Source organism: Mesorhizobium sp. P2_F5, from assembly GCF_056403715.1.
On the sequence record NZ_JBFUEY010000003.1, the window covers coordinates 487504 to 506894 of the forward strand.

General features: G+C 62.9%; 18 protein-coding genes. 11 read left to right on the forward strand and 7 right to left on the reverse strand.

The genetic code is table 11. The features are described 5' to 3' along the window. The first annotated feature begins 142 nt into the window (after window positions 1-142). From AC1DYO_RS06310 to AC1DYO_RS06330, 5 genes are all read left to right on the forward strand, one after another. Window positions 143-1357, forward strand: a complete 1215-nt coding sequence (locus AC1DYO_RS06310) for an ABC transporter substrate-binding protein (RefSeq protein ID WP_477261347.1) — start codon at window positions 143-145, stop codon at window positions 1355-1357. Window positions 1358-1430: 73 nt separating this feature from the next. Continuing rightward, window positions 1431-2303, forward strand: coding sequence for a branched-chain amino acid ABC transporter permease (locus tag AC1DYO_RS06315; protein WP_477261349.1), 873 nt, complete (start codon window positions 1431-1433; stop codon window positions 2301-2303). Then, window positions 2300-3310: a branched-chain amino acid ABC transporter permease gene (locus AC1DYO_RS06320; protein WP_477261351.1), complete on the forward strand. Its 1011-nt coding sequence runs from the start codon at window positions 2300-2302 to the stop codon at window positions 3308-3310. The genes AC1DYO_RS06315 and AC1DYO_RS06320 overlap by 4 nt, the downstream gene beginning before the upstream one ends. After that, window positions 3307-4029 (forward strand): ABC transporter ATP-binding protein, encoded by a 723-nt coding sequence (locus AC1DYO_RS06325; protein WP_477261353.1) that lies wholly within the window; start codon window positions 3307-3309, stop codon window positions 4027-4029. The genes AC1DYO_RS06320 and AC1DYO_RS06325 overlap by 4 nt, the downstream gene beginning before the upstream one ends. After that, complete coding sequence (locus AC1DYO_RS06330) at window positions 4026-4745, forward strand: ABC transporter ATP-binding protein (RefSeq protein WP_477261355.1); 720 nt, start codon at window positions 4026-4028, stop codon at window positions 4743-4745. Before AC1DYO_RS06325 ends, AC1DYO_RS06330 begins: the two co-directional genes overlap by 4 nt. A gap of 47 nt (window positions 4746-4792) precedes the next feature. Here the strand turns inward: AC1DYO_RS06330 and AC1DYO_RS06335 are convergent, their stop codons facing one another. After that, window positions 4793-5533: a FadR/GntR family transcriptional regulator gene (locus AC1DYO_RS06335; protein WP_477261357.1), complete on the reverse strand. Its 741-nt coding sequence runs from the start codon at window positions 5531-5533 to the stop codon at window positions 4793-4795. Between the two features lie 104 nt (window positions 5534-5637). Between AC1DYO_RS06335 and AC1DYO_RS06340 the strand changes: the two genes are divergently transcribed. The 5 genes from AC1DYO_RS06340 to AC1DYO_RS06360 all read left to right on the forward strand — a co-directional run bounded on the left by AC1DYO_RS06340 (window position 5638) and on the right by AC1DYO_RS06360 (window position 11549). Next, window positions 5638-6543, forward strand: coding sequence for an NAD(P)-dependent oxidoreductase (locus AC1DYO_RS06340; protein WP_477261359.1), 906 nt, complete (start codon window positions 5638-5640; stop codon window positions 6541-6543). A gap of 128 nt (window positions 6544-6671) precedes the next feature. Then, entirely contained in the window at window positions 6672-7871 is a 1200-nt protein-coding gene (locus AC1DYO_RS06345; protein ID WP_477261361.1) for an ImmA/IrrE family metallo-endopeptidase, read from the forward strand. Window positions 7872-7878: 7 nt separating this feature from the next. Further along, a complete protein-coding gene (locus tag AC1DYO_RS06350; protein WP_477261363.1) occupies window positions 7879-8370 on the forward strand; it encodes a DUF4411 family protein in 492 nt (163 codons plus the stop codon). A gap of 409 nt (window positions 8371-8779) precedes the next feature. Next, window positions 8780-9655: an AraC family transcriptional regulator gene (locus AC1DYO_RS06355; RefSeq protein WP_477261481.1), complete on the forward strand. Its 876-nt coding sequence runs from the start codon at window positions 8780-8782 to the stop codon at window positions 9653-9655. A gap of 145 nt (window positions 9656-9800) precedes the next feature. Continuing rightward, window positions 9801-11549 (forward strand): adenylate/guanylate cyclase domain-containing protein, encoded by a 1749-nt coding sequence (locus tag AC1DYO_RS06360; RefSeq protein ID WP_477261364.1) that lies wholly within the window; start codon window positions 9801-9803, stop codon window positions 11547-11549. Between the two features lie 116 nt (window positions 11550-11665). Here the strand turns inward: AC1DYO_RS06360 and AC1DYO_RS06365 are convergent, their stop codons facing one another. Beyond that, complete coding sequence (locus AC1DYO_RS06365) at window positions 11666-12463, reverse strand: FadR/GntR family transcriptional regulator (protein ID WP_477261366.1); 798 nt, start codon at window positions 12461-12463, stop codon at window positions 11666-11668. 3 nt (window positions 12464-12466) lie between these two features. Further along, window positions 12467-13909 carry an FAD-binding oxidoreductase gene (locus tag AC1DYO_RS06370; RefSeq protein ID WP_477261368.1) on the reverse strand — a complete coding sequence of 481 codons (1443 nt, stop codon included), beginning with the start codon at window positions 13907-13909 and terminating at the stop codon, window positions 12467-12469. A 155-nt stretch (window positions 13910-14064) separates the two neighbouring features. On the opposite strand from AC1DYO_RS06370, the gene gloA reads away from it, so the two are divergent. Beyond that, on the forward strand, window positions 14065-14475 hold the full coding sequence (gene gloA / locus AC1DYO_RS06375; protein ID WP_019856614.1) for a lactoylglutathione lyase: 411 nt from the start codon (window positions 14065-14067) through the stop codon (window positions 14473-14475). Window positions 14476-14549: 74 nt separating this feature from the next. Here the strand turns inward: gloA and AC1DYO_RS06380 are convergent, their stop codons facing one another. From AC1DYO_RS06380 to AC1DYO_RS06395, 4 genes are all read right to left on the reverse strand, one after another. After that, window positions 14550-15518, reverse strand: coding sequence for an ABC transporter permease (locus tag AC1DYO_RS06380; protein WP_477261370.1), 969 nt, complete (start codon window positions 15516-15518; stop codon window positions 14550-14552). A 4-nt stretch (window positions 15519-15522) separates the two neighbouring features. After that, window positions 15523-17025 carry a sugar ABC transporter ATP-binding protein gene (locus tag AC1DYO_RS06385; RefSeq protein WP_477261483.1) on the reverse strand — a complete coding sequence of 501 codons (1503 nt, stop codon included), beginning with the start codon at window positions 17023-17025 and terminating at the stop codon, window positions 15523-15525. A 5-nt stretch (window positions 17026-17030) separates the two neighbouring features. Next, window positions 17031-18014, reverse strand: a complete 984-nt coding sequence (locus tag AC1DYO_RS06390) for an ABC transporter permease (RefSeq protein ID WP_477261372.1) — start codon at window positions 18012-18014, stop codon at window positions 17031-17033. A 159-nt stretch (window positions 18015-18173) separates the two neighbouring features. Continuing rightward, window positions 18174-19244, reverse strand: coding sequence for a sugar ABC transporter substrate-binding protein (locus tag AC1DYO_RS06395; protein WP_477261374.1), 1071 nt, complete (start codon window positions 19242-19244; stop codon window positions 18174-18176). Between the last annotated feature and the right edge of the window lie 147 nt (window positions 19245-19391).

Sequence of the window (19391 nt, forward strand, 5' to 3'; positions counted from 1 at the left end):
CGGCTCCATGATTCCGATTTTCGGGAAGCCTCATATCGCATGGCAACGCGATTGACATCCCCTTCGGTAAGATTTACCAGATTACAGGGTTGTATGACAACCCGGTAAGAATGCAATGATTTGAAGTCGGGAGGATCTCAAGTTGAAAACCGTTCTGAAACTGGCCGCGTCAGCGGCCTTATGCCTTGGTGCGTTTGCCCATCCAGCCCTGGCCGAAGACAACATCGTCAAGATCGGCGTCGTCGCCGCTGAATCCGGCTCGTTCGTCTCCGCCGGCCATACGCTGCCGGCAGGCGTCGGCCTCGCCGTCAAGCAGATCAACGATGCCGGCGGCTTCAAGGTCGGCGGCAAGACCTACAAGCTCGAAATGGTCAAGCGCGACGACCGCACCGATATCGCTACTGCCATCGCCGCCACACAGGAGCTGGTGCGCGACGTCAAGGTGCAGGCGATCTTCGGCTCGGAAACGCATGACTTCACGCTGGCCATGGCCAAGATCACCCAGCCGGCCAAGATCATCCATTTCGCCGGCAATTCGACGCTGGCGAAAATCTTGACGCCGGACTCGGTCAAGCCCGGCGGCGAGGATCACTATCTCTTCCAGTCCGAACCGCAGGAATTCCAGCGCTCCGGATCGACCGCGCGCGGTGTGCTGACCCTGCTCGAGCCGCTGCTCGGCTTCAAGCCGAAGAAGTCGGTGATGATCGTCGGCAATGACGCCAYCGGCCAGTTCCTGTCGTCCTATTATTTCAAGGCGCTGAAGGCCGAGGGCCAGGACGTTCCCGACATCATCTTCTACCCGCCTGACACCACCGATTTCTCGCCCTTCCTGACCCGGGCCAAGAGCCTCAATCCGGATGTCATCCACTTCTGGTACAATGGCGATTCAACGCTCACCGCGCTGCCACAGGCGGTCGAACTGGGCGCGGCCAAGAGCTACTTCCTGTTCGGCGTCGACCCCGGCATCTGGAAGGAAAAGCAGCTGTCCGCCGATGTGCCGGTGGCGATGAGCTGCGTGCCGGTGTGCTGGGGTGAATCGTCCAACCCGAAGTCCAAGGCCTATTTCGACGCCTATTTCGCTGCCGGCGCACCGCATGGCGTGACCTCGTCGGTGTCGCTGCTCTACCACGACTATGTCCACTTCCTCGTCGAAGCCTGGCAGAAGGCCGACAGCTTCGATCCGGACAATACGGTCGAGGCGCTGCTCAGCCTCCACCATCAGGGCGTGGTCTCGGATGATTTGACCTTCAACCCGACGCATCAGGTCACCCACGCGACGGAGGTCTGCGCGGCAGCACCCGGCGGCGATATCTCTTGTTCGATGCAGCAGCCGCCGGCCGAAGCGCCGAAGAGCTAAGGCATCATCACAAGCTGGCGGCGCCACCCGCCGCCAGCTTTTCTTTTCTGAAATGCAGCAGGTCTCGATCGCCGTGGATATTTTCATCCAGCAAATCCTCAACGGCCTTTCCATCGCCAGCGTCATCACACTCATCGCCATCGGCGTGACGCTGATCTTCGGCCTCACCGGCATCATCAACTTCGCCCATGGCGAGTTCCTGATGATCGGCGGCATCGTCACCTGGCTCGCCGTCAGCGCCGGGCTTGGTTTCCCCGTAGCGGCGGTGCTGGCGATCCTGGCCGTCGGGCTGATGGGCTACATCCTCGAGCGCGGCCTGTTCCGCTTCACGCTGGAGCGACCGACCAACGGCTTCATCGTCTCGCTCGGCCTCATCGTCGTCCTGCAGCATGTCGTCGTGCTGTTCTGGAACCCCAACCAGAAGAGCATTCCGCGCCCGCTGACCACCGTCTGGGAGGTCGGCGGCGTGCGCATCGCCTCGGTGCGCGTCATGGTCATCCTGATCACCATCGCCGTGGTGGCGCTGAGCTTCCGCATGATCACCGCCAGCCGCTATGGCCGCGCGCTGAGGGCAAGCGTCGAGGACCGCGACACCGCCGCGCTGATGGGCATTCCGGTGCGCCGCTACATCACCGGCGTCTTCGTGCTCGGCAGCGCACTGGCCGGGCTCGGCGGCGCACTTTTGATCGCGCTGTTCCCGATCACCCCCTTCACCGGCGGCACCATGGTTATGAAGGGTTTTGCCGTGGCGCTGATCGGCGGGCTCGGTAACATCTACGGCGCCGTCGCCGCCGGCCTCATCCTCGGCATCGTCGAAGGTTTCAGTGCCGGCTACGGCTTCTCGCAATGGACCGACGCCTACTCCTTCGTGCTGATGATCCTGGTGCTGATCGTACGCCCGCATGGCCTGTTCGGCGGCACCAGCGGACCGAGGATGGCGTCATGAGCATCGCCCCGAAGGCGTTGCGCTCGCTGCTTCCCGTGCTGGTCATCCTGGCGTTGATCGCGCTGGTGCCGCTCGCCTCGCCCTCGAACCGCTTCCTGTCGCTGGCGATCTCGGCCGGCATCAACGTCATTGCGCTCTACGGCCTGTCGGTGCTGTTCGGCCAGACCGGCATCCTGTCGATGGGCCATGCCGCCCTGGTCGGCGTCGGCGCCTATGCGGCAGCGATCCTTGCGCGCGACTTCGGCGTCGGTTTCTGGCTGGCACTGCCCGCCGCCGCTCTTGCCAGCGCGCTGTTTGCCATGATCGTCGGCATTCCCTCATTGCGCGTCGGCGGCCATCACTTCGTCATCATGACCTTCGCGTTCGGCCAGCTGCTAGCCATCGTGCTCACCAATGGCGGCGACTACACGGGTGCCGCGACCGGTCTCGACCTGACCGATCACGTCACCTTGTTCGGCGCCGACATGACCGACCTTACCCGCTACTATCTGATGGTGGTGGCCTTCGTCACGGCAGCGGCGGTGGCAAGCTGGGCCATCATCCACTCCTCCTATGGCCGCACGCTGCGCGCCATCCGGGAGAATGAAAAGCTGGCGGCGTCGCTCGGCATCAATGTCGGCCGGCACAAGATCGGCGCCTTCGTCGTCAGCGGCGTCTTTGCCGGCATTTCCGGCGTGCTGCTCGCCTATTTCCTCGGCCATATCTCGCCCTCGCAATTCTCCTCCTTCCCCAGCATTTATCTCGCGCTGATGGTGATGATCGGCGGCGCCAGGCTGATCGAGGGGCCGCTCGCCGGCGGTATCCTAGTCGCCTTCCTGTCCGAGGTGCTCAACCTCGACCCGGTTCAATCGCGCATCGTCTACGGCGTCTGCCTGATCGCGGTGATCATGCTTTTGCCCGACGGCCTGATCGGCGGCATCGTGCGCGCGCTGCGCGGCCTGTTCGCCGGCAAGCCGAAGTCTGAGGCAGACCAGCGCGACGCCGCACCTTCTGAGGCGCGGCAATGAGCCCGATCCTGGCGATCAACGGGTTGAGCAAACAGTTCGGCGGCGTCACCGCGCTTGCCGGCGTCGACCTCGCCATCGAGGAGGGCGAAATCCTTGGCGTCGTCGGCCCCAACGGTTCCGGCAAGACCACTCTGTTCAATGTCGTCACCGGCGTCCACAAACCCAGTGGCGGCACTGTGATGTTTCGTGGCCGCGACATTACCGGCCTCGCACCGCATGCCATATCGCGAACCGGCATCGGCTACACCTTCCAGCAGGCCATGGCCTTCGCCGGCCTTGGCGTGCTGGAAAATGTCCAGATCGCCGGCGAGCATGCGCGAGCCGCCGGCACCGCCAGCCCATGGCCGATGCCGCAGGCGCTGCTCGACTTTGTGGGGTTGAGCGCCCTTGCCGGTGAAAAGGCTGGCGTGCTGCCCTTCGGCAGCCTGCGCCTGCTCGGCCTTGCGCTGGCGCTGGCCACACGGCCGTCGCTGCTGCTGCTCGACGAGCCGGCCGCCGGCCTCAACGACCGCGAAACCACGGCGCTTGTCGGGCTGGTACGCCAGCTTCCCGGCCACGGCATCACCGTCTGCGTCATCGACCATGACATGAAGTTGATGCAGATGCTGTGCCGGCGCCTTGCCGTGCTCGACTTCGGCTCCAAGATCGCCGACGGCGCGACCGAGGCGGTGCTTGCCGACCCCAGGGTGCTCGACGTCTATCTCGGAGGCGAGCTGTGAGCCTGCTTGCCGTCTCCGATGTCGTCACCGGCTATGGCCCGACCATCGTCAATCGCGGCGTCTCGCTGACGCTGGACAAGGGCGAGATCGTCACCATCCTCGGCCCCAACGGCGCCGGCAAGTCGACGCTGCTCAAGACCATCGCCGGGCTGATCAAGCCACGCGCCGGCAGCATCGCCTTCGACGGCGCCGATGTCACCGGGCTTGCCGCCGACGTCATGGCCAGGCGCGGTGTCGTGCTGGTGCCGGAGGGGAGAAAAATCTTCGTCGACATGACGGTGGAGGAGAACCTTCGCCTCGGCGCCTATGCCCGCCGTGACGAGGCCGCCGTCGAGGCCGATTTCGAAACCATGCTGGCCTTCTTCCCGATCCTCGCCACCAAGCGCCGCGACCGGGGCGGCTCGCTGAGCGGCGGCCAGCAGCAGATGCTGGCCATTGCGCGCGGGCTGATGACACGACCGCGCGTGCTGTTGCTGGACGAGCCGTCGCTCGGCCTGTCGCCGCTGCTGGTCAAGGAGATCAAGGCGATCATTCTCGGCATCGGCGAACGCTTCGGCGCCTCGGTGCTGCTGGTCGAGCAGAATGCCGGCCTGGCGCTCGCCGTGGCGTCACGCGGCTATCTCATGCAGAACGGCAGGATCGTCGTCTCAGGACCGATCGCCGAATTGCGCGACATGTCGCTGATGCGCGAACTTTATCTCGGCGGGGTCGCCTGATGAGCAAGCAATCAGTCGTGACTTGCCCCTTATTCGTGAGCGGCCCCTTATTCGTGAACAGCTTTGTCGCGCAGATCCTCGAAGCGGGCATAGCTCTTGGTCAGATGGCTGCGCATGGCGCGCCGCGCCGCGTTGACGTCCCTCGCCTCGATCGCCCCGAGGATGGCGCGATGCTCGCGCTGCATGCGGTCGAGATATTTTTCCCGCTCGGCATCCGTCATCCGGTCGAGCCGCGTCCACTGGCGCGGGATCATGGCGCTGCCGAACGTGTCGAACAGCCGGGTGAAATTCGGGTTCTGCGTCGCCGCAAGAATGGCGCGGTGGAAACCGAAATCCTCTTCCGAGCCGGAGCCGCCGGCGCGCACCGCCGCCTCCAGCGCATCGAGCCGCGCGCTCATCTGCGCCAGCGCCGCCTCGCTGCGCCGCTCGGCGGCAAGGCCGGTCGCTTCCACCTCGATGCCCATGCGCAGTTCGAGCACCCGCAGCACCTCGTCGATCGATTCGAGATCGTCGGGCAGCACGGAAAACGTCTTCGGCAGCGGGTCCTTGGCGACGAAAGCGCCGAGGCCCTGGCGCGTGGTGATCAGCCCGCGGGCGCGCAGCGCCGCCAGCGCCTCGCGCACCACGGTGCGGCTGACGCCGGTCGCTGCAACGATCTCCTGTTCGGTCGGCAGCCGCTGGCCCGGCGCAAGGTCGCCGGATTCGATCTGCGCGATCAGCGTGTTGACCAGCCCGGTCCTGAGATTGGGCGCCTGCGGTATGGCATCGAAAGTCATGGGCTCCGCCATCGGCGCGACTCCGGTTCGATTCTTGTTCAAAGGATTGCATCGACAGGTGCCCGCCGCAAGGTGACGAAAGTTCAGCCTGCAGGCGCGGGCGATAGGAGGATTGCATGAAGGAACGCATCGGCTTCATCGGCCTGGGCAGCATGGGCGCCGGCATGGCCGACAATCTGCTGCGCAAGGGCTGGCCGCTGACGGTGCATGTGCATCGCAGCCGCACCGCCGCCGACCGTTTGATCGCGGCCGGTGCCACCGAAGCGGCAAGCCCGCGCGAACTCGCCGCCGCCTGCGACATCGTCATCCTGTGCGTCACCGGTTCGCGCGAAGTCGAGATGCTGATCAAGGGTCCGGACGGCCTTGCTGCAGCAGGAAAGCCGCTGCTGATCATCGACTGCTCGACCTCCAATCCCTCATCGACGACAGCACTGGCCGCCGACCTCGCCCAGCAAGGCATAACGCTGATCGACGCGCCGCTGGCGCGCACGCCCAAGGAAGCCGCCGAGGGCAAGCTCGACGTCATGGTCGGCGGCCCGGCCGAGATCGTCGCCCGCGCGCGGCCGGTGCTCGAAGCCTTCGCCGCCCGTGTCGTCCACACGGGCCCGACCGGCAGCGGCCACACCATGAAGCTGCTCAACAATTTCGTCTCGATGGGCTATTCCGCGATCTATTCCGAAGCGCTGACGCTGGGCGCCAAGGCCGGCCTGACGCCGCAGGTCTTCAACAGCGTCATCTCCGGCAGCCGCATGGATTGCGGCTTCTACCAGGCCTTCTTCGATTTCGTCCTCAACCGCAACGAAAACGCCCAGCGCTTCGCCATCGCCAACGCGCTGAAAGACATGACCTACCTCGCCTCCTTCGCCCAGGCCGCCGGCGTCGCCAACCCGATCGGCTCGGCGGTGCGGAATGGGTTTGCCACGGCAGTTACCACCGGCCATGGTGAGAAGTTTGTGCCGGCGCTGTCGGATATTGTGGCGGGACTGAACGGGGTGTCGCTGGTGGGGCCGGCGGCGGAGTGACGAGATAGGCAGATGGCCTACGAAGCATTTTGAGTGCCACCACAGATTTTGGGCTGGCGTTAACGAAATCGGTTCACCCTGCCAAGAAAGCGATGGATTTCGAGGGGCGAGGTTTCTAGACTCACTGCATGGCAACGGCAGCAAAAAGGGAGATTCCATACAATCCACGCGTCATGAGATGGGCGCGGGAGCGGGTGAGCATTGGTGTTGAAGACGCGGCCCGCCGGATACATGTTCCGCCAGAGAGAGTTATCGCGTGGGAGCACGATGAAAGGTCGGACGCACCGACCGTCAGGCAGGCACGAGCGCTTGCGGATATGTATGGGCGACCGTTTCTCGAATTTTTCTCAAGAGACATACCTGCTGTCCAGCAGCCTAAACTGGCTCCCGATTTTCGCTTCCATAGGATCCCGCCGGCGGCCTCTGAAGCTGCTGCCCTTGTCGAAGTGCAAGCTTGGGCTGAAGAGAGCCGGCTGAACACCCTCGATCTCCTAGACCTGATTGGGGAGCATCCAACTGCATTCCCATCCGAGCTATATTGCAGCATCGAAGACAATGTCGACAGAGCGGCATCTCGGGTCCGTGAACAGATCAAGTTCCCCGTAGAGATACAGACAAGGATGCGGTCGAGTAAGGACCGAGATGGCTTTCCTGCCATCCTTCGGCAGAGGCTGGAAGAACTTGGAATTCTTGTACTCAAACAAAGCGGCCTGAGCCGTGTCAGAACCCGAGGTATATGTCTCTATAGCGAGACTTTCCCAATCATCGTTTTTGGCAACGAGTCGCCGGGCGGCACAGCATTCACGCTGGTACATGAGTTTGCACATATCCTGCTGAGGCAAAGCGCTCTCAGCAGCTACCCGCGCTTTGGAAATGGCACTTCGCTAAAAAAAATAGAAGGGTGGTGCAATCGCTTCGCGGCTGCTTTTCTCATGCCAGCAGATTCGGTGACTGCTTTCATGGGGAAATTCCCGAAGGGTTCTCAATCGATAGCAGATGACCATCTGGCATCAGTCTCCGCAAGATACGCAGTCAGCCCACACGCCGCTCTCATACGTCTTGTCAACCTTGGTTATGTGCAGCCATCGTTTTACTGGCGCGTGAAAAGACCAGAGTTTGTGAAGCAGGAAGAAGAATATCAGAGCTTTGGTAGGCCAAAATATTACGGCTCGCGTTATCGCAGTTCCAAGGGTGATCTATACACGGGCCTTGTCCTTGAGGCGTGGAACACTGGTCGGATCACGAACCACAACGCCGCCGAGTTCATGGGGATTAGGAACCTAGATCATCTTAATGACATTCGGTCGAACTGGATGTCGAATGACTGAGTATTGCTTGGACACATCCGGGATCAGCAATCCGTGGGAAGTCCTCCCCGGGGATATCTATGAGGGGCTGTGGGACCGGGTCCAAAACCTCATCAAGGAGGGCGTATTTTGCTGCACGCCCGAAATCTATGATGAAATGCTGTCCATTACAGGCACCCTTGGCACCTGTATCAAGGATCATGGCCACTGCCTAATCAGGGAAATAGGCAACGGTGACTGGGCTTGGGAAGCCTACCTGGAGCATGTTGAACGCATGAGGGTCGTTCATGAATCCGTGATTTCAGAGTACAATGGGAACCGAAAAGGGACCGTCGGCCTCAACGACATATCCATCATCGCTCTCGCCAAGACGCTGAAACTTCCTGTGGTGAGCATGGAAAAGGCTAACGTTTTCCAGCCGAGCACAAACAAGCGCCGGATCCCGGACATATGCAGCCTTGAGAAGGTGTCGCACATGGACTTCAACGATTTGCTCCGCGCGAAAGGAATTAAGATATGACTTTAGCGGCGGCATTCGTGGGATCTATCCGCCACGCCGAAGCTGCGGGATCGATCTGATTGATGAGGTCGCCTTCCTAGGGCGGCGTCCAAAGTGATTAGACGGGAGCACAATCAGGTCGAACATCGCGTTGTGGATCATGAGTTCGACCGGAAAGTGAATCAGCAGGTAGCGGTCCATGTGTTTGGCCGCCACAATACCATTACCTATCCGCCAGCTTACCCGCGGACAGCCTTCCACAGCCGTGAATGCCGCAGGCGTCACCTCCGCAGCCGCATCACTCTCCGCCAGATCAGCCGCGCCTGTAGGCTGGCGGCCACTCGTCCTTCCATGTCAAACCGCAAGATCGGTCGAGCGCGACATGTCCCGGAGCGCCTATCTGGTGTCGCCACGCAGGACGAGACGTTTGATGACGCCACTTGAAAACTACCAAGCCCGGATGCAGCGGGTGCTGGATCATATCGACCAGCATCTGGACGATGATCTGGGCCTGGAAGCTTTGAGCGGCGTTGCGGCGTTCTCGAAGTTCCATTTCCACCGGCAGTTCACGTCAACCTTCGGGCTGTCCGTGCATCGCTATGTCCAGCTCGCCCGCCTGAAGCGCGCTTCCTATAGGCTTGCCGAGAGCGACGCCCAAAGCGTCACCGATATTGCGATGGACGCCGGCTACGACGCACCGGATGCCTTCGCCCGAGCCTTTCGGCAACGGTTCGGACAATCGCCTTCGTCGTTCCGGAAGTCTCCCGACTGGGGGGCGTGGCTCATAGCCTTCGGGCCGCTCGAAAAAGCAAGGACCACGCTCATGCAGATAATCTTCGAACCCAACGACGTAACGATCCGCGATGTGCCGCCGACACCGGTGGCGATCATGGAGCATCGCGGCGACCGGGCGACGCTCCAGGACACCATCCAGCGCTTCATCGCCTGGTGCAAAGCCGCCGGCCTGTCGCCCGAGACAAGCTCGACCTTCAACATCTTCCGGTCCGAAAGGGAGCCGGCGGTGCCTGCCGACTACAGCATGGACATCTGCGCCGGAACCGACCTGCCGATCGAGGACGCGCAGATGAAGGCTGGCGTGATTCCCGGCGGACGCTGCGCGGTGCTGCGCTATCCCGGTAACACCAACAATCTCGAGCCCGCAGCACTTTACCTCTATCGCGAATGGCTTCCCGCCAGCGGCGAGGAGGCGCGCGACTTTCCGATCTATTGCCAACGACATTTTTCGTTCTTACCGAACGGGCCGCTGCGCGAAGTGGTGCTTGTGCTTTTTCTGCCGCTGAAATAGCGCGGTGGAGTGGCCCCTAGCAGACATGACGCGTAGCAGCCTGACTTCGCTCCGGGACCACTGGTTGCGGCCAGGCGCGGCAGTGCTATCGTGTCATCAACCAGGCTCTGCAAGGAGCCCAGGTGACCAACTGGGGCACTATCGAGTGGTGGAGAACTCCGTTCAGCGCCATCTGGCTGCCATCCTTGCAGCCGATGTAGTCGGTTACAGTCGCCTCATGGGCGTGGACGAGGACGGCACTCTGACGGTCGTACGGAACCTCCGCGCCGAAGTGATCGAAACTAGGATCGCCGAGCACCAAGGTCGGCTGTTTAAGTCTATGGGGGATGGCTTTCTCGCGGAATTCCCCAGCGTCGTGAAGGCCGTGGCCTGCGCAGTTGCATTACAGAAGGATATGGCAGCACGGAACGCAGAGCTGCCAGAGGACCGAGCCATCCAACTCCGCATTGGCGTCACCTTGGGGGATGTGATTGCTGAGGATGGCGATGTTTTCGGTGAAGGCGTGAACGTCGCTGCGCGGATCGAGGGACTTGCCCCGGCGGGCGGCGTTGCAGTCACCGGCATGGTTCATGACAGCGTAGGAAGTCGCCTTGATCTCTCGTTTGAAGACATGGGTGAGCAGCAACTCAAGAATATCGCCCAGCCGGTCCGGGTCTATCGTCTGGGAGCTCCCTCAGGAACATCGGTGCGACCAACAGCGGTAGAACGAATCAAACCGTCCATAGCAGTACTGCCATTTACCAACATGAGTGGTGATCCCGGGCAACAGTACATTTCCGACGGGATCACCGAGGATATCATTACCGAACTCGCCCGCTTTCGCGGCCTATCCGTAGTAGCTCGCCACGCGTCGTTTCATTTTGCCAACAGAGGAAAAAGTCATATCGAAGTAGCGCGGGAACTGGGCGTTGCCTATGTAGTTGAGGGTAGTCTACGCAAATTGGGCGACCGAATACGCATCACAGCCCAATTGGTCGATGCCAGAACCGGCAATCACGTCTGGGCCGACCGCTACGATCGCGATGCGCAGGATATCTTCGCTATCCAGGACCTTGTTGTGGCCGCAATCGTAACAACGCTGGAGGGCCGTATGTACGCTGCAGAAGCAGCAAAAGCCCGTGCAAAACCAACTACTAGCTGGTCGGCTTATGACTGTCTGTTACAAGGCCGCGACCTATGTGACCATCAGCGTGATGCCGAAGCCGTACCCCTACTTGAGCGCGCAATTGCCGTCGATCCGCATTTTGCACTCGCTCATGCCTGGCTGGCGATAGCTCTTACCATGAGCAATGTCATTCTGCTCGATGACGATCAGATGGCCAAGGCTGAGAGCGCTTCGAAACAAGCGCTGGAACTAGATGCCAACGACGCCACGTCTCATTGGGCAAGAGCGCTCTACTACCTTTGGACAGGCGACCATGACCGTTCACGCTTCCATTTTGACAGGGCGCTGACACTCAATCCGGCCGATATACAGATTAAGGGCGACTACGCGAACTGGCAGCGCGCCAGTGGCAGGCCGGCCGATGCGTTGGCCACAATCGATGCCGCCATAGGCTTGGGTCCCTTCGTGCCCGATTGGTTTGCAGCGGTTCGCGGCCTGACGCTCTTTGACCTCGCTCGATATGCTGACGCAGTCGAAGCGCTCGAGAGTGTCCCTGTACAACGCTCCAGTGGCTTCTTGTATCTAGCCGCCGCGCGCGCGCAATTAGGCGACTTAACTGGTGCAAGTGAGGTGATCGCCAAGGTGAAGCTGGTGAAACCGGATTTATCGCTTCGGAATGTGATCCAGGTACTGCACTACGCACGCCCTGAAGCTCAGCAACACTTGATTGATGCCCTGCGGAAGGCGGGCCTGCCGGAGCAGTATGTGCGCCCCTTACGAGCAAGTTGAGTTAACTTCTGCTTGTGGCCCATTGCTTCTTTTAGCTGCGCTGCAAACGTTGGTCGCTTTCGGTGCATAGCGGACGCCGGCAAGTCGTCCGCCCGGCTGATTTATGGGCTCACGGCCTAGAACTGCTCACGCACAGCCTTCCGCAACCTCGAATGCCGCACCGGCGATGCCACCTCCGGCACCGGCGCTGCCTCAACAACCGCCTCCCCATCATGCAGCCCAACCCGCAGTGCCGCGCCCGCCAGGTGGTCGCGCATCGCTGCTTGCGCCCCTTCGACATCGCCATTGCGGATGGCGGCGAAAATGCGCTCGTGCTCGCCGAGCGTAATGCGGGCCATGTCGTCGGATTTCTGCTGGTTGCCGGCGGCAAGAATGCTTTCGCGCACGCGCTCGGACACGAAGACCAGGAACTGGCCCATGTAGGAATTGCGCGTCGCCTCGGCGACGGTGCGGTGGAATTCGAGGTCACTGCGCAGCCAGGCGACGCTGCCATAGGGCGCGGCGCGCATGCCGGACAGCGCATCGCCCATGGCTTTCAGATCGGCGTCGCCGCGCCGCTTCGCGGCAAGGGCTGCCGCCTGCACTTCGAGGATGCCGCGCAGTTCGAACAGGTTGCGGAAGGAATCGGCGCGCTGCAGCGTCTCATGGTCGATGGTCAGCACCGTCGGGTTGTTGGTCTCCGCCACAAAGGCGCCGCGGCCCTGCTGCGACCAGATGCGGCCTTCCGAGCGCAGCCGCGCGATGGCCTCGCGCACGACGTTGCGGCTGACCCCGAAGGTGGTCGCCAGCGCCTGTTCGGTCGGCAGCTGGTCGCCCGTCTTCAGCCGGCCTTGCGCGATCTCGCGCGAGATGGAACTGGCCACCAGAGTGGAGAGGTGTGGGCCGCGATTGACCTTGTCGAGTTTCAGCGTCATCGCTCACCTATAGTCGACGGCGGATGCGGACGCCAGAATGCGGCCGTTGCTCAAGATATGGCGCGGGTCGAACGCGTCCTTGATGCCGGCGGCAAGATCGAGCGTCACCGGATCGATGCGTTCGAGGAATGCCTTCTGTTTGACCCGGCCGATGCCATGCTCGGCGCTGATCGAGCCGCCATAGCGGTCGACGACGGTGAAAATCTCGGCTTCCGCCTCTTCGAACAGATGCTCGATCGCTTCCGGTGCCATGCCTGCCGGCGGCACCACATTGAGGTGGATGTTGCCGTCGCCGACATGGCCGTAGGTGACCGCCAGCGCATCGGGCCGCGCCTTGTCGAGAGCGGTCAGCGCATCCCTGACGAAATCGGCAAGCCTGGAGATCGGCACCGACACATCGGTGCGCAGATAGCGGCCGCCCCTGCCCTGCCGCTCGACCATGATCTCGCGGTAGAGCCACAGCCGCTCGGCCTGGGCTCGCGTCGAGGCGATGATGCCGTCCTCGACGATATCGTCGACGCTGCCGAGGAAACCGAGCAGCATGCTGGAGAGGTCGATCAGACCGCCGGAGGAAACCTCGATCAACACATAGACCGGATAGGGTTTATCAAGCGGATCGGCAAAATCCTGGCCTTCGCGCATGGTGATCTCGATGCCGATGCGCAGGATCAGTTCGAAAGCGGTGAGCAGATCGCTGCAATCGCGCCGGGCGCGGGCATAAAGCGCCATCGCGTCCTCGACGGAGCGCAGGCCAACCAGTGCTGTTTCGATCTGCGTCGGCTTGGGAAACAGTTTCAGCGCCGCGGCGGTGACGATGCCGAGCGTGCCTTCCGAGCCGATGAAAATCTGCTTCAGATCATAGCCGCGATTGTCCTTGCGCAGCACTTTTAGCCCGTTCCAGATCCGGCCGTCGGCCAGCACCACTTCGAGGCCGAGCACCAGGTCGCGCGTCATGCCGTAGCGCAGCACATTGAAGCCGCCGGCATTGGTGGCGACATTGCCACCGATGCGGCAGCTGCCTTGTGCGCCGAAGGTGATCGGCAACAGGCAGTCGCTCTCCTCGGCGGCGCGCTTGGCATCCTCGAGGATGCAGCCGGCCTCGACCACCATGGCGAAGTCGATCGGGCTGATCGAGCGGATCCTGTTCATGCGCTCCAGCGAGATGACGACCTCGCCGCCATCCGCCGCCACCGCTGCCCCGACGAGCCCGGTCAGGCCGCCTTGCGGCACGACCGGAATGCGCTCGGCATGGCAGAATCGCATCAGCGCCGACATTTCCTCCACCGAGGATGGCCGCGCCACCGCCAGCGGCCGGCCGAAATGGTCGCCCGACCAGTCGCGGCTGTAGCGCGCCAGATCCTCTTCCTCGGTCAGCAGCCCGCCATTCGGCAGCAGGCCGGCCAGGGCAGCGATCTGCGATGCGGAGGGTGGCGGCACGGCATTCATGGATTGGCTCTGGACCCCTCGGGAAAACGACTGGACAAATACTGGCGTTGTCGTGTTATCATACAACCCTGATTTAGAACATCAAGCGAAGCCACGCCTACCGTTTGATGTGGACGGTCAGACCAGCAAATCCCTGAATTCGGAGGACTTACCCAATGAGCGACGCCCCGGGCTTTCGCTATATGCACACCATGATCAGGGTGCTCGACCTCGACAAGTCGATCGCCTTCTACACCGAAGTGCTCGGCATGACCTTGCTGCGCCGCGACGACTATCCCGGCGGCAAATTCACCAACGCCTTTGTCGGCTACGGCCCCGAGGACAAGGAAGCCGTTGTCGAGCTGACGCTGAACTGGGGCCGCGAGGAACCCTATGAGATCGGCACCGGCTTCGGCCACCTGGCGCTCGGCGTCAACGACATCTACGCCGTCTGCGCGGAACTGGAAAAGCGCGGCGCCAAGATCCCGCGAAAGCCCGGCCCGATGCAGCACGGCACCACCCACATCGCCTTCGTCGAAGACCCCGACGGCTACAAGATCGAACTGATCGGCCTCGACACGATGTGATCTGATCAGGCCGGACCGCATCGGCCTCGCGCCGATGCGGTCCCGTCCTGTCCGCGCTTGCTTGGGAGGCGGGATCACTTGATGACCGCGATCTTGCTGCGGTCGATGGTGATGGCGACGGCGGCGATCAGCACCGCGCCGAACACCATGTTTTCCAGGAAAATGTTGACGCCGACGAAGGTCATGCCGATGCGCACGATCGAGATGATCAGCGCGCCGACCGCCGTGCGTGCAACGCCGCCCAGCCCGCCGGTGATCGCCGTGCCGCCAACGATGACGGCGGCAATGGCCGGCAGCAGCAGTTGGTTGGCCAGCACCGGCGAGCCGCTCGACAGCCTGGCTGCCAGCACGACGCCGGCGACAGCGGCGAGCATGCCAGAGGCGGCAAAGGCGATGATCTTGGTGCGGTCGACATTGATGCCCGCCGCCCAGGCCGCGGGCTCGCCGGCGCCGACCGCGATCGCCTGGCGGCCGAAGCGCGTGTAGCGCAGCGCCAGAAAGGCAGCGATGCCGATGACCGCCGAGATCAGCACCACCACCGGAATGCCGGCGACGGTGGCATTGATCCACGCGGTGTTTTCGCGCCCGCCTTCCTCGATGGTGATGGCGCGCCCATTGGAGACCCAGAGCGCCAAACCGGTGACCACGCCGCCGGTGGCGAGAGTCGCCACGAAGGATGGCACCCGCAGCTTGACGTGGACGACGCCGCTCAGGATGCCGAAGGCAAGGCCGGACAGGATCGCCACCGGAAAGGCGGCAAGGCCGAGCGAGGGCAGCAATTGCGCCAGGATGACGCTGGCCAGCGACGCCACGGCCTGGATCGACAAATCGATGCCGCCGAGCAGGATGGCGAAGGTGACGCCGGTCGCCAGGATGAACAGCACGGCGGTGTTGGCAAACAGCAGCGCCACGGTTTCGCCGGTCAGGAAGCCGGGCGCGGCGATCTCGATGATCAACAGCAGCGCGACCAGCAGGATCAGCGGAATGGCGCCCTGCGTCCACTTGCCTTCGAACACCCGCTTGATGGAGAACGGTTCATTCATCGGCTCACACCATCGCTCTTAACAAATCGACCTGTTTGGGCTTGTTGCCGGGGCTGGCATCGAAGCGCGCGGTGATTGCGCCGTCGCGCATCACCAGCACCTGGTGCGACAGGCCGATCGTTTCCTCCAGCGTGTCGGAGATCAAAAGGATCGCCACGCCTTGCGCCGAGAGATCGCGCACCAGTTCGTAGACCTCTTCCTTGGCGCCGACATCGAGCCCGCGCGTCGGATGGTCGAGCACCAGGATGCGCGAACCCGCCGTCATCCAGCGCGCCAGCACCACCTTCTGCTGGTTGCCGCCGCTGAGCTTGCGGCAGGCGGCATCGGGACCCGGCGCCTTGATGCGCAGCCGCTTGATCCAGTCGGCGGCAAGCCTGCGCTCCTTGCCATAATCGATGGCGCCATGGCGCATGACGCTGGAGAGATCGGCGAGCGAAATGTTTTCCGCGATCGACAGGAACATCACCAGCCCTTCGAGCCGGCGCTCACGCGGCACATAGCCGATGCCCTTGCGCACCGCCGGTTCCGGCGAGCCAAAGCGCACGGCATCGCCGGCGATTTTCATTTCGCCCGCATCATGCTGCACGAAGCCGCCAATGGTCCGCGTCACCTCTTCGCGGCCTGAGCCGACGACGCCGGCAATGCCGACGATCTCGCCGGCACGAATCGAGAGATCGACGCCGTGATAGAAGCCGTTCGCGCCAAGGCCTTTGGCCTCGACCATCACCGTGTTGCGCGGCGGTTGCTGGCGGGCCTCGCGGTAGTACTCTGCCTGCAACCCACGCCCGACCATGATCTCATGCAACTCCGGCGCGGTCACCTCGGCGGCCCGGTGCTCGGCAACGACAGCGCCGTCCTTCATCGTGTAGACGCGGTCGGAGATGTTGAGCACCTCGTCGAGCCGGTGCGAAACGAAGACGAAGCTGGCGCGGGATTTGAGCGAGCGCACGCGTGCGAACAGCACTTCGATGTCGGCGGCGTTGAGCACCGAGGTCGGCTCGTCGAGCAGGATGAGCAATTGCCGCTCGACCACTTCCTCCAGGGTCAGCGCCTTGGCGAGCTCCACCATCTGGCGCGCGGCGAAGGTGAGTTCGGAGGTGCGCGCGGTAACGTCGATGTCGATGCCGATCTTGGCCAGCTGCCGCCGTGCCGCCGCGTTCATGGCCCGCCAGTTGACGAGGCCGAAACGGGTGAAGCGGTCCTCCTCGCCGAGATAGATGTTTTCGGCGACCGTCAGGTTGAGCACCAGCGACTGTTCCTGGAACACCATGCCGATGCCGTGCCGCGCGGCGTCGCGGGCATTGCGCATGCGCAGCTGTTCCCCGTCCAGGGTGAGACTGCCGCCGTCCGGGCGGTAGCCGCCGGCCAGCACTCGCATCAGGGTCGACTTGCCGGCGCCGTTCTCGCCGATCAGCCCGACCACTTCGTTGGGCCGCACCTCGATGGAGACGTCGCGCAAGGCCTGGACGCCGGGGAAATTCTTGATGATGTTGGACGCCTGCAGCATGGCGCTCACTTCACGATTCTGAGCCGGACGCGGTCGAGCGACAGCGCCACCGCGGCGATGATCATCAGGCCCTGCACCGTCTGCTGGATGTAGGGCGAGATGCCGAGCAGGATCATGCCATTGGCAAGCACGGTGACGATCAGCACGCCGATCAGGGTGTTGACGACGCCGCCCTCGCCGCCGGTCAAAGCCGTGCCGCCGACGACCACGGCGGTGACGGCCGCAAACAGCCTGCCGTCGCCGATGACGGCGTGCGACTGGCCGAGCTGCGCTGCGGCCAGCACGCCGGCAATACCGAAGAAGAAACCGGCCAGCGCAAAGGCGGTGATGCGCACGCGCACCACATTGACGCCGGAGAGTTTGGCGACATCCTCGTCACCGCCGATCGCCAGAATGTGGCGGCCGAGCTTGGTGTGGTACTGGATGACAGTGGCGAACAGGAAAGCTCCGGTCGCGACCCAGACCGCCACCGGCAGGCCGAGGAAACGGTGCAGGGCGAGGTCGCGGATCGAGGCATCGTTCAGCTTGATGGCCGAGCCGCCGAGCATATAGACCGACAAGCCAAGGCCGATGAACCACATGCCGAGCGTGCCCATGAAGGACGGGATGCGCAGCATGGTCTGGACGAGACCGCTGACAAAGCCCATCGCGGTGCCGGCGACGATTGCGGCGAGCACCGCCCACCAGCCATAGTCGTTGCCATTGCCGTCGTTGGCTGCGAGCAGCACGAGCACCATCGCCGACACCGATAGAGTGCCTTCGACCGACAGGTCGATGCTGCCCATCAGGATGATGAAGGTCAGCCCCATCGCCAGCGTCAGCGGCACGGCGGCCGAATTGGCAAGCCGCACCAGATTGCGGACTTCGATGAAATTGGGATTGGCAATGGCGATCAGGACGCACAGCACAATCAGCACCGCCAGCGGCGCCAGGCTGCGCCAGCGCCTGCCGCCGAAGAATGTGGCGATGCGGCCGGGGATCAAACTCATGGAAGTCGTCCGCTCGATGTCCGAAACGGACTTCAGGGGTTCTGTATGGATTGTCAAGAAACCGCTTCCCGTCTGCTGGTGACAGCCGTCGCGACAAGGGGATCGCGACGGCTGCGGGAGGAAGCGGGCCGCCAGGGAGTTGCAGCCCGCTCCGATGGATCAGGTGCGGATCGCTCCGGTCACCCGGCCCCACAGATCGTTCCAGTCGATCTCGGGCTTCGCGTCGACATTGGTCTTGTAATATTCCTCGACATTGTCGTGCGAGATCAGCACCGCCTTGCCGTAGAATTCGCGGTGTTCCGGCGGCTCCTTGGTCGGGTCGAACTTGCCGATCTTGGCGTTGTAGCCGATGGCCAGACCCATGCCGCCCTGCCAGAACGGATCCGACGTGACGGTGCAGGCGAACTCGCCGGTGCGCACCGCGTCGACCGCCGTCTTGATGCCGTCGACACCGACGATCGGCACCTTGCCGGCGAGGTTCTCGGCGCGCAACGCTTCCAGCGCGCCGGAGCCCATATCGTCATTGGCGGCCCAGATGCCCTTGATGTCGTCGCCGAAGCGGGTGAGCAGATTGCCCATCAGGTCGAAGGCTTCGGTCGACTTCCAGTTGGCGACCTGGAAGTCGAGCAACTTGATGTCGGGGTTGGCGGCAAGCGCCGCGTCGAGACCCTTCTTGCGTTCGATCGCCGCCGTGGTCGAGATCAGGCCGCCGAGCGCGACGATGCCGCCCTTGCCGCCGATGGTCTTGAAGAGGATCTCGGCGATGGTCTTGCCGCTGTCGATGCCGTCGAACTCGATATGCGAGACATAGTTCGGGTTGAAGTCCTTGGGATGCAAATCCCCAGGCTTGTTCCACTGCGTCACCACATAGGCGCCGGCCTTGGCGCAGGCTTCGACGATCGGGCGCGCATCCGGCGTGTCGTTCGGATCGGAGTTCAGCACCATATTGCCACCGGTCTTGGCCAGCATCGCCTTGATGTCGGCAATGCCCTTCTCGCTGTTGCCTTCCGAAACCAGCGTGACGTGTTCGAGCCCAGCCCATTTGGCGTAGGCCTCGGCGCCGGTCTTCCACACCGCGTGATACGGGTTGGACAAAGAGCGGATCGATGTCACCAGCGTCGGCTTGTCCTGCGCGCGCAGCACGCTCGGCATGGCGAGTGCCGCCACGCCGGCGGTGGCGCCCATCATCAGCGTGCGCCGATTGACCGTAAAATTCTTCGTGTCCTTCATGTCTCGAAAACCTCCCGATTGAATTCTGTTCCGCCCGGCATCTTGCGCGGGGAGCGCGGCCGGGACCTCCTGGTGACTGGTCGTCAAGTTCCTCTACTTGTACGACAACCCTTCAACACGATAACCATACCCTTTCTCTTGACGCGG

Excerpts from the sequence above, each read along its gene's own strand:
- AC1DYO_RS06320 (WP_477261351.1), top strand. The coding sequence starts at position 2,300 with ATGAGCATCGCCCCGAAGGCGTTGCGCTCGCTGCTTCCCGTGCTGGTC.
- AC1DYO_RS06325 (WP_477261353.1), top strand. The coding sequence starts at position 3,307 with ATGAGCCCGATCCTGGCGATCAACGGGTTGAGCAAACAGTTCGGCGGC.
- AC1DYO_RS06335 (WP_477261357.1), bottom strand. The coding sequence starts at position 5,533 with ATGGCGGAGCCCATGACTTTCGATGCCATACCGCAGGCGCCCAATCTC.
- AC1DYO_RS06340 (WP_477261359.1), top strand. The coding sequence starts at position 5,638 with ATGAAGGAACGCATCGGCTTCATCGGCCTGGGCAGCATGGGCGCCGGC.
- AC1DYO_RS06345 (WP_477261361.1), top strand. The coding sequence starts at position 6,672 with ATGGCAACGGCAGCAAAAAGGGAGATTCCATACAATCCACGCGTCATG.
- AC1DYO_RS06355 (WP_477261481.1), top strand. The coding sequence starts at position 8,780 with ATGACGCCACTTGAAAACTACCAAGCCCGGATGCAGCGGGTGCTGGAT.
- AC1DYO_RS06365 (WP_477261366.1), bottom strand. The coding sequence starts at position 12,463 with ATGACGCTGAAACTCGACAAGGTCAATCGCGGCCCACACCTCTCCACT.
- AC1DYO_RS06370 (WP_477261368.1), bottom strand. The coding sequence starts at position 13,909 with ATGAATGCCGTGCCGCCACCCTCCGCATCGCAGATCGCTGCCCTGGCC.
- gloA (WP_019856614.1), top strand. The coding sequence starts at position 14,065 with ATGAGCGACGCCCCGGGCTTTCGCTATATGCACACCATGATCAGGGTG.
- AC1DYO_RS06380 (WP_477261370.1), bottom strand. The coding sequence starts at position 15,518 with ATGAATGAACCGTTCTCCATCAAGCGGGTGTTCGAAGGCAAGTGGACG.
- AC1DYO_RS06385 (WP_477261483.1), bottom strand. The coding sequence starts at position 17,025 with ATGCTGCAGGCGTCCAACATCATCAAGAATTTCCCCGGCGTCCAGGCC.
- AC1DYO_RS06390 (WP_477261372.1), bottom strand. The coding sequence starts at position 18,014 with ATGAGTTTGATCCCCGGCCGCATCGCCACATTCTTCGGCGGCAGGCGC.
- AC1DYO_RS06395 (WP_477261374.1), bottom strand. The coding sequence starts at position 19,244 with ATGAAGGACACGAAGAATTTTACGGTCAATCGGCGCACGCTGATGATG.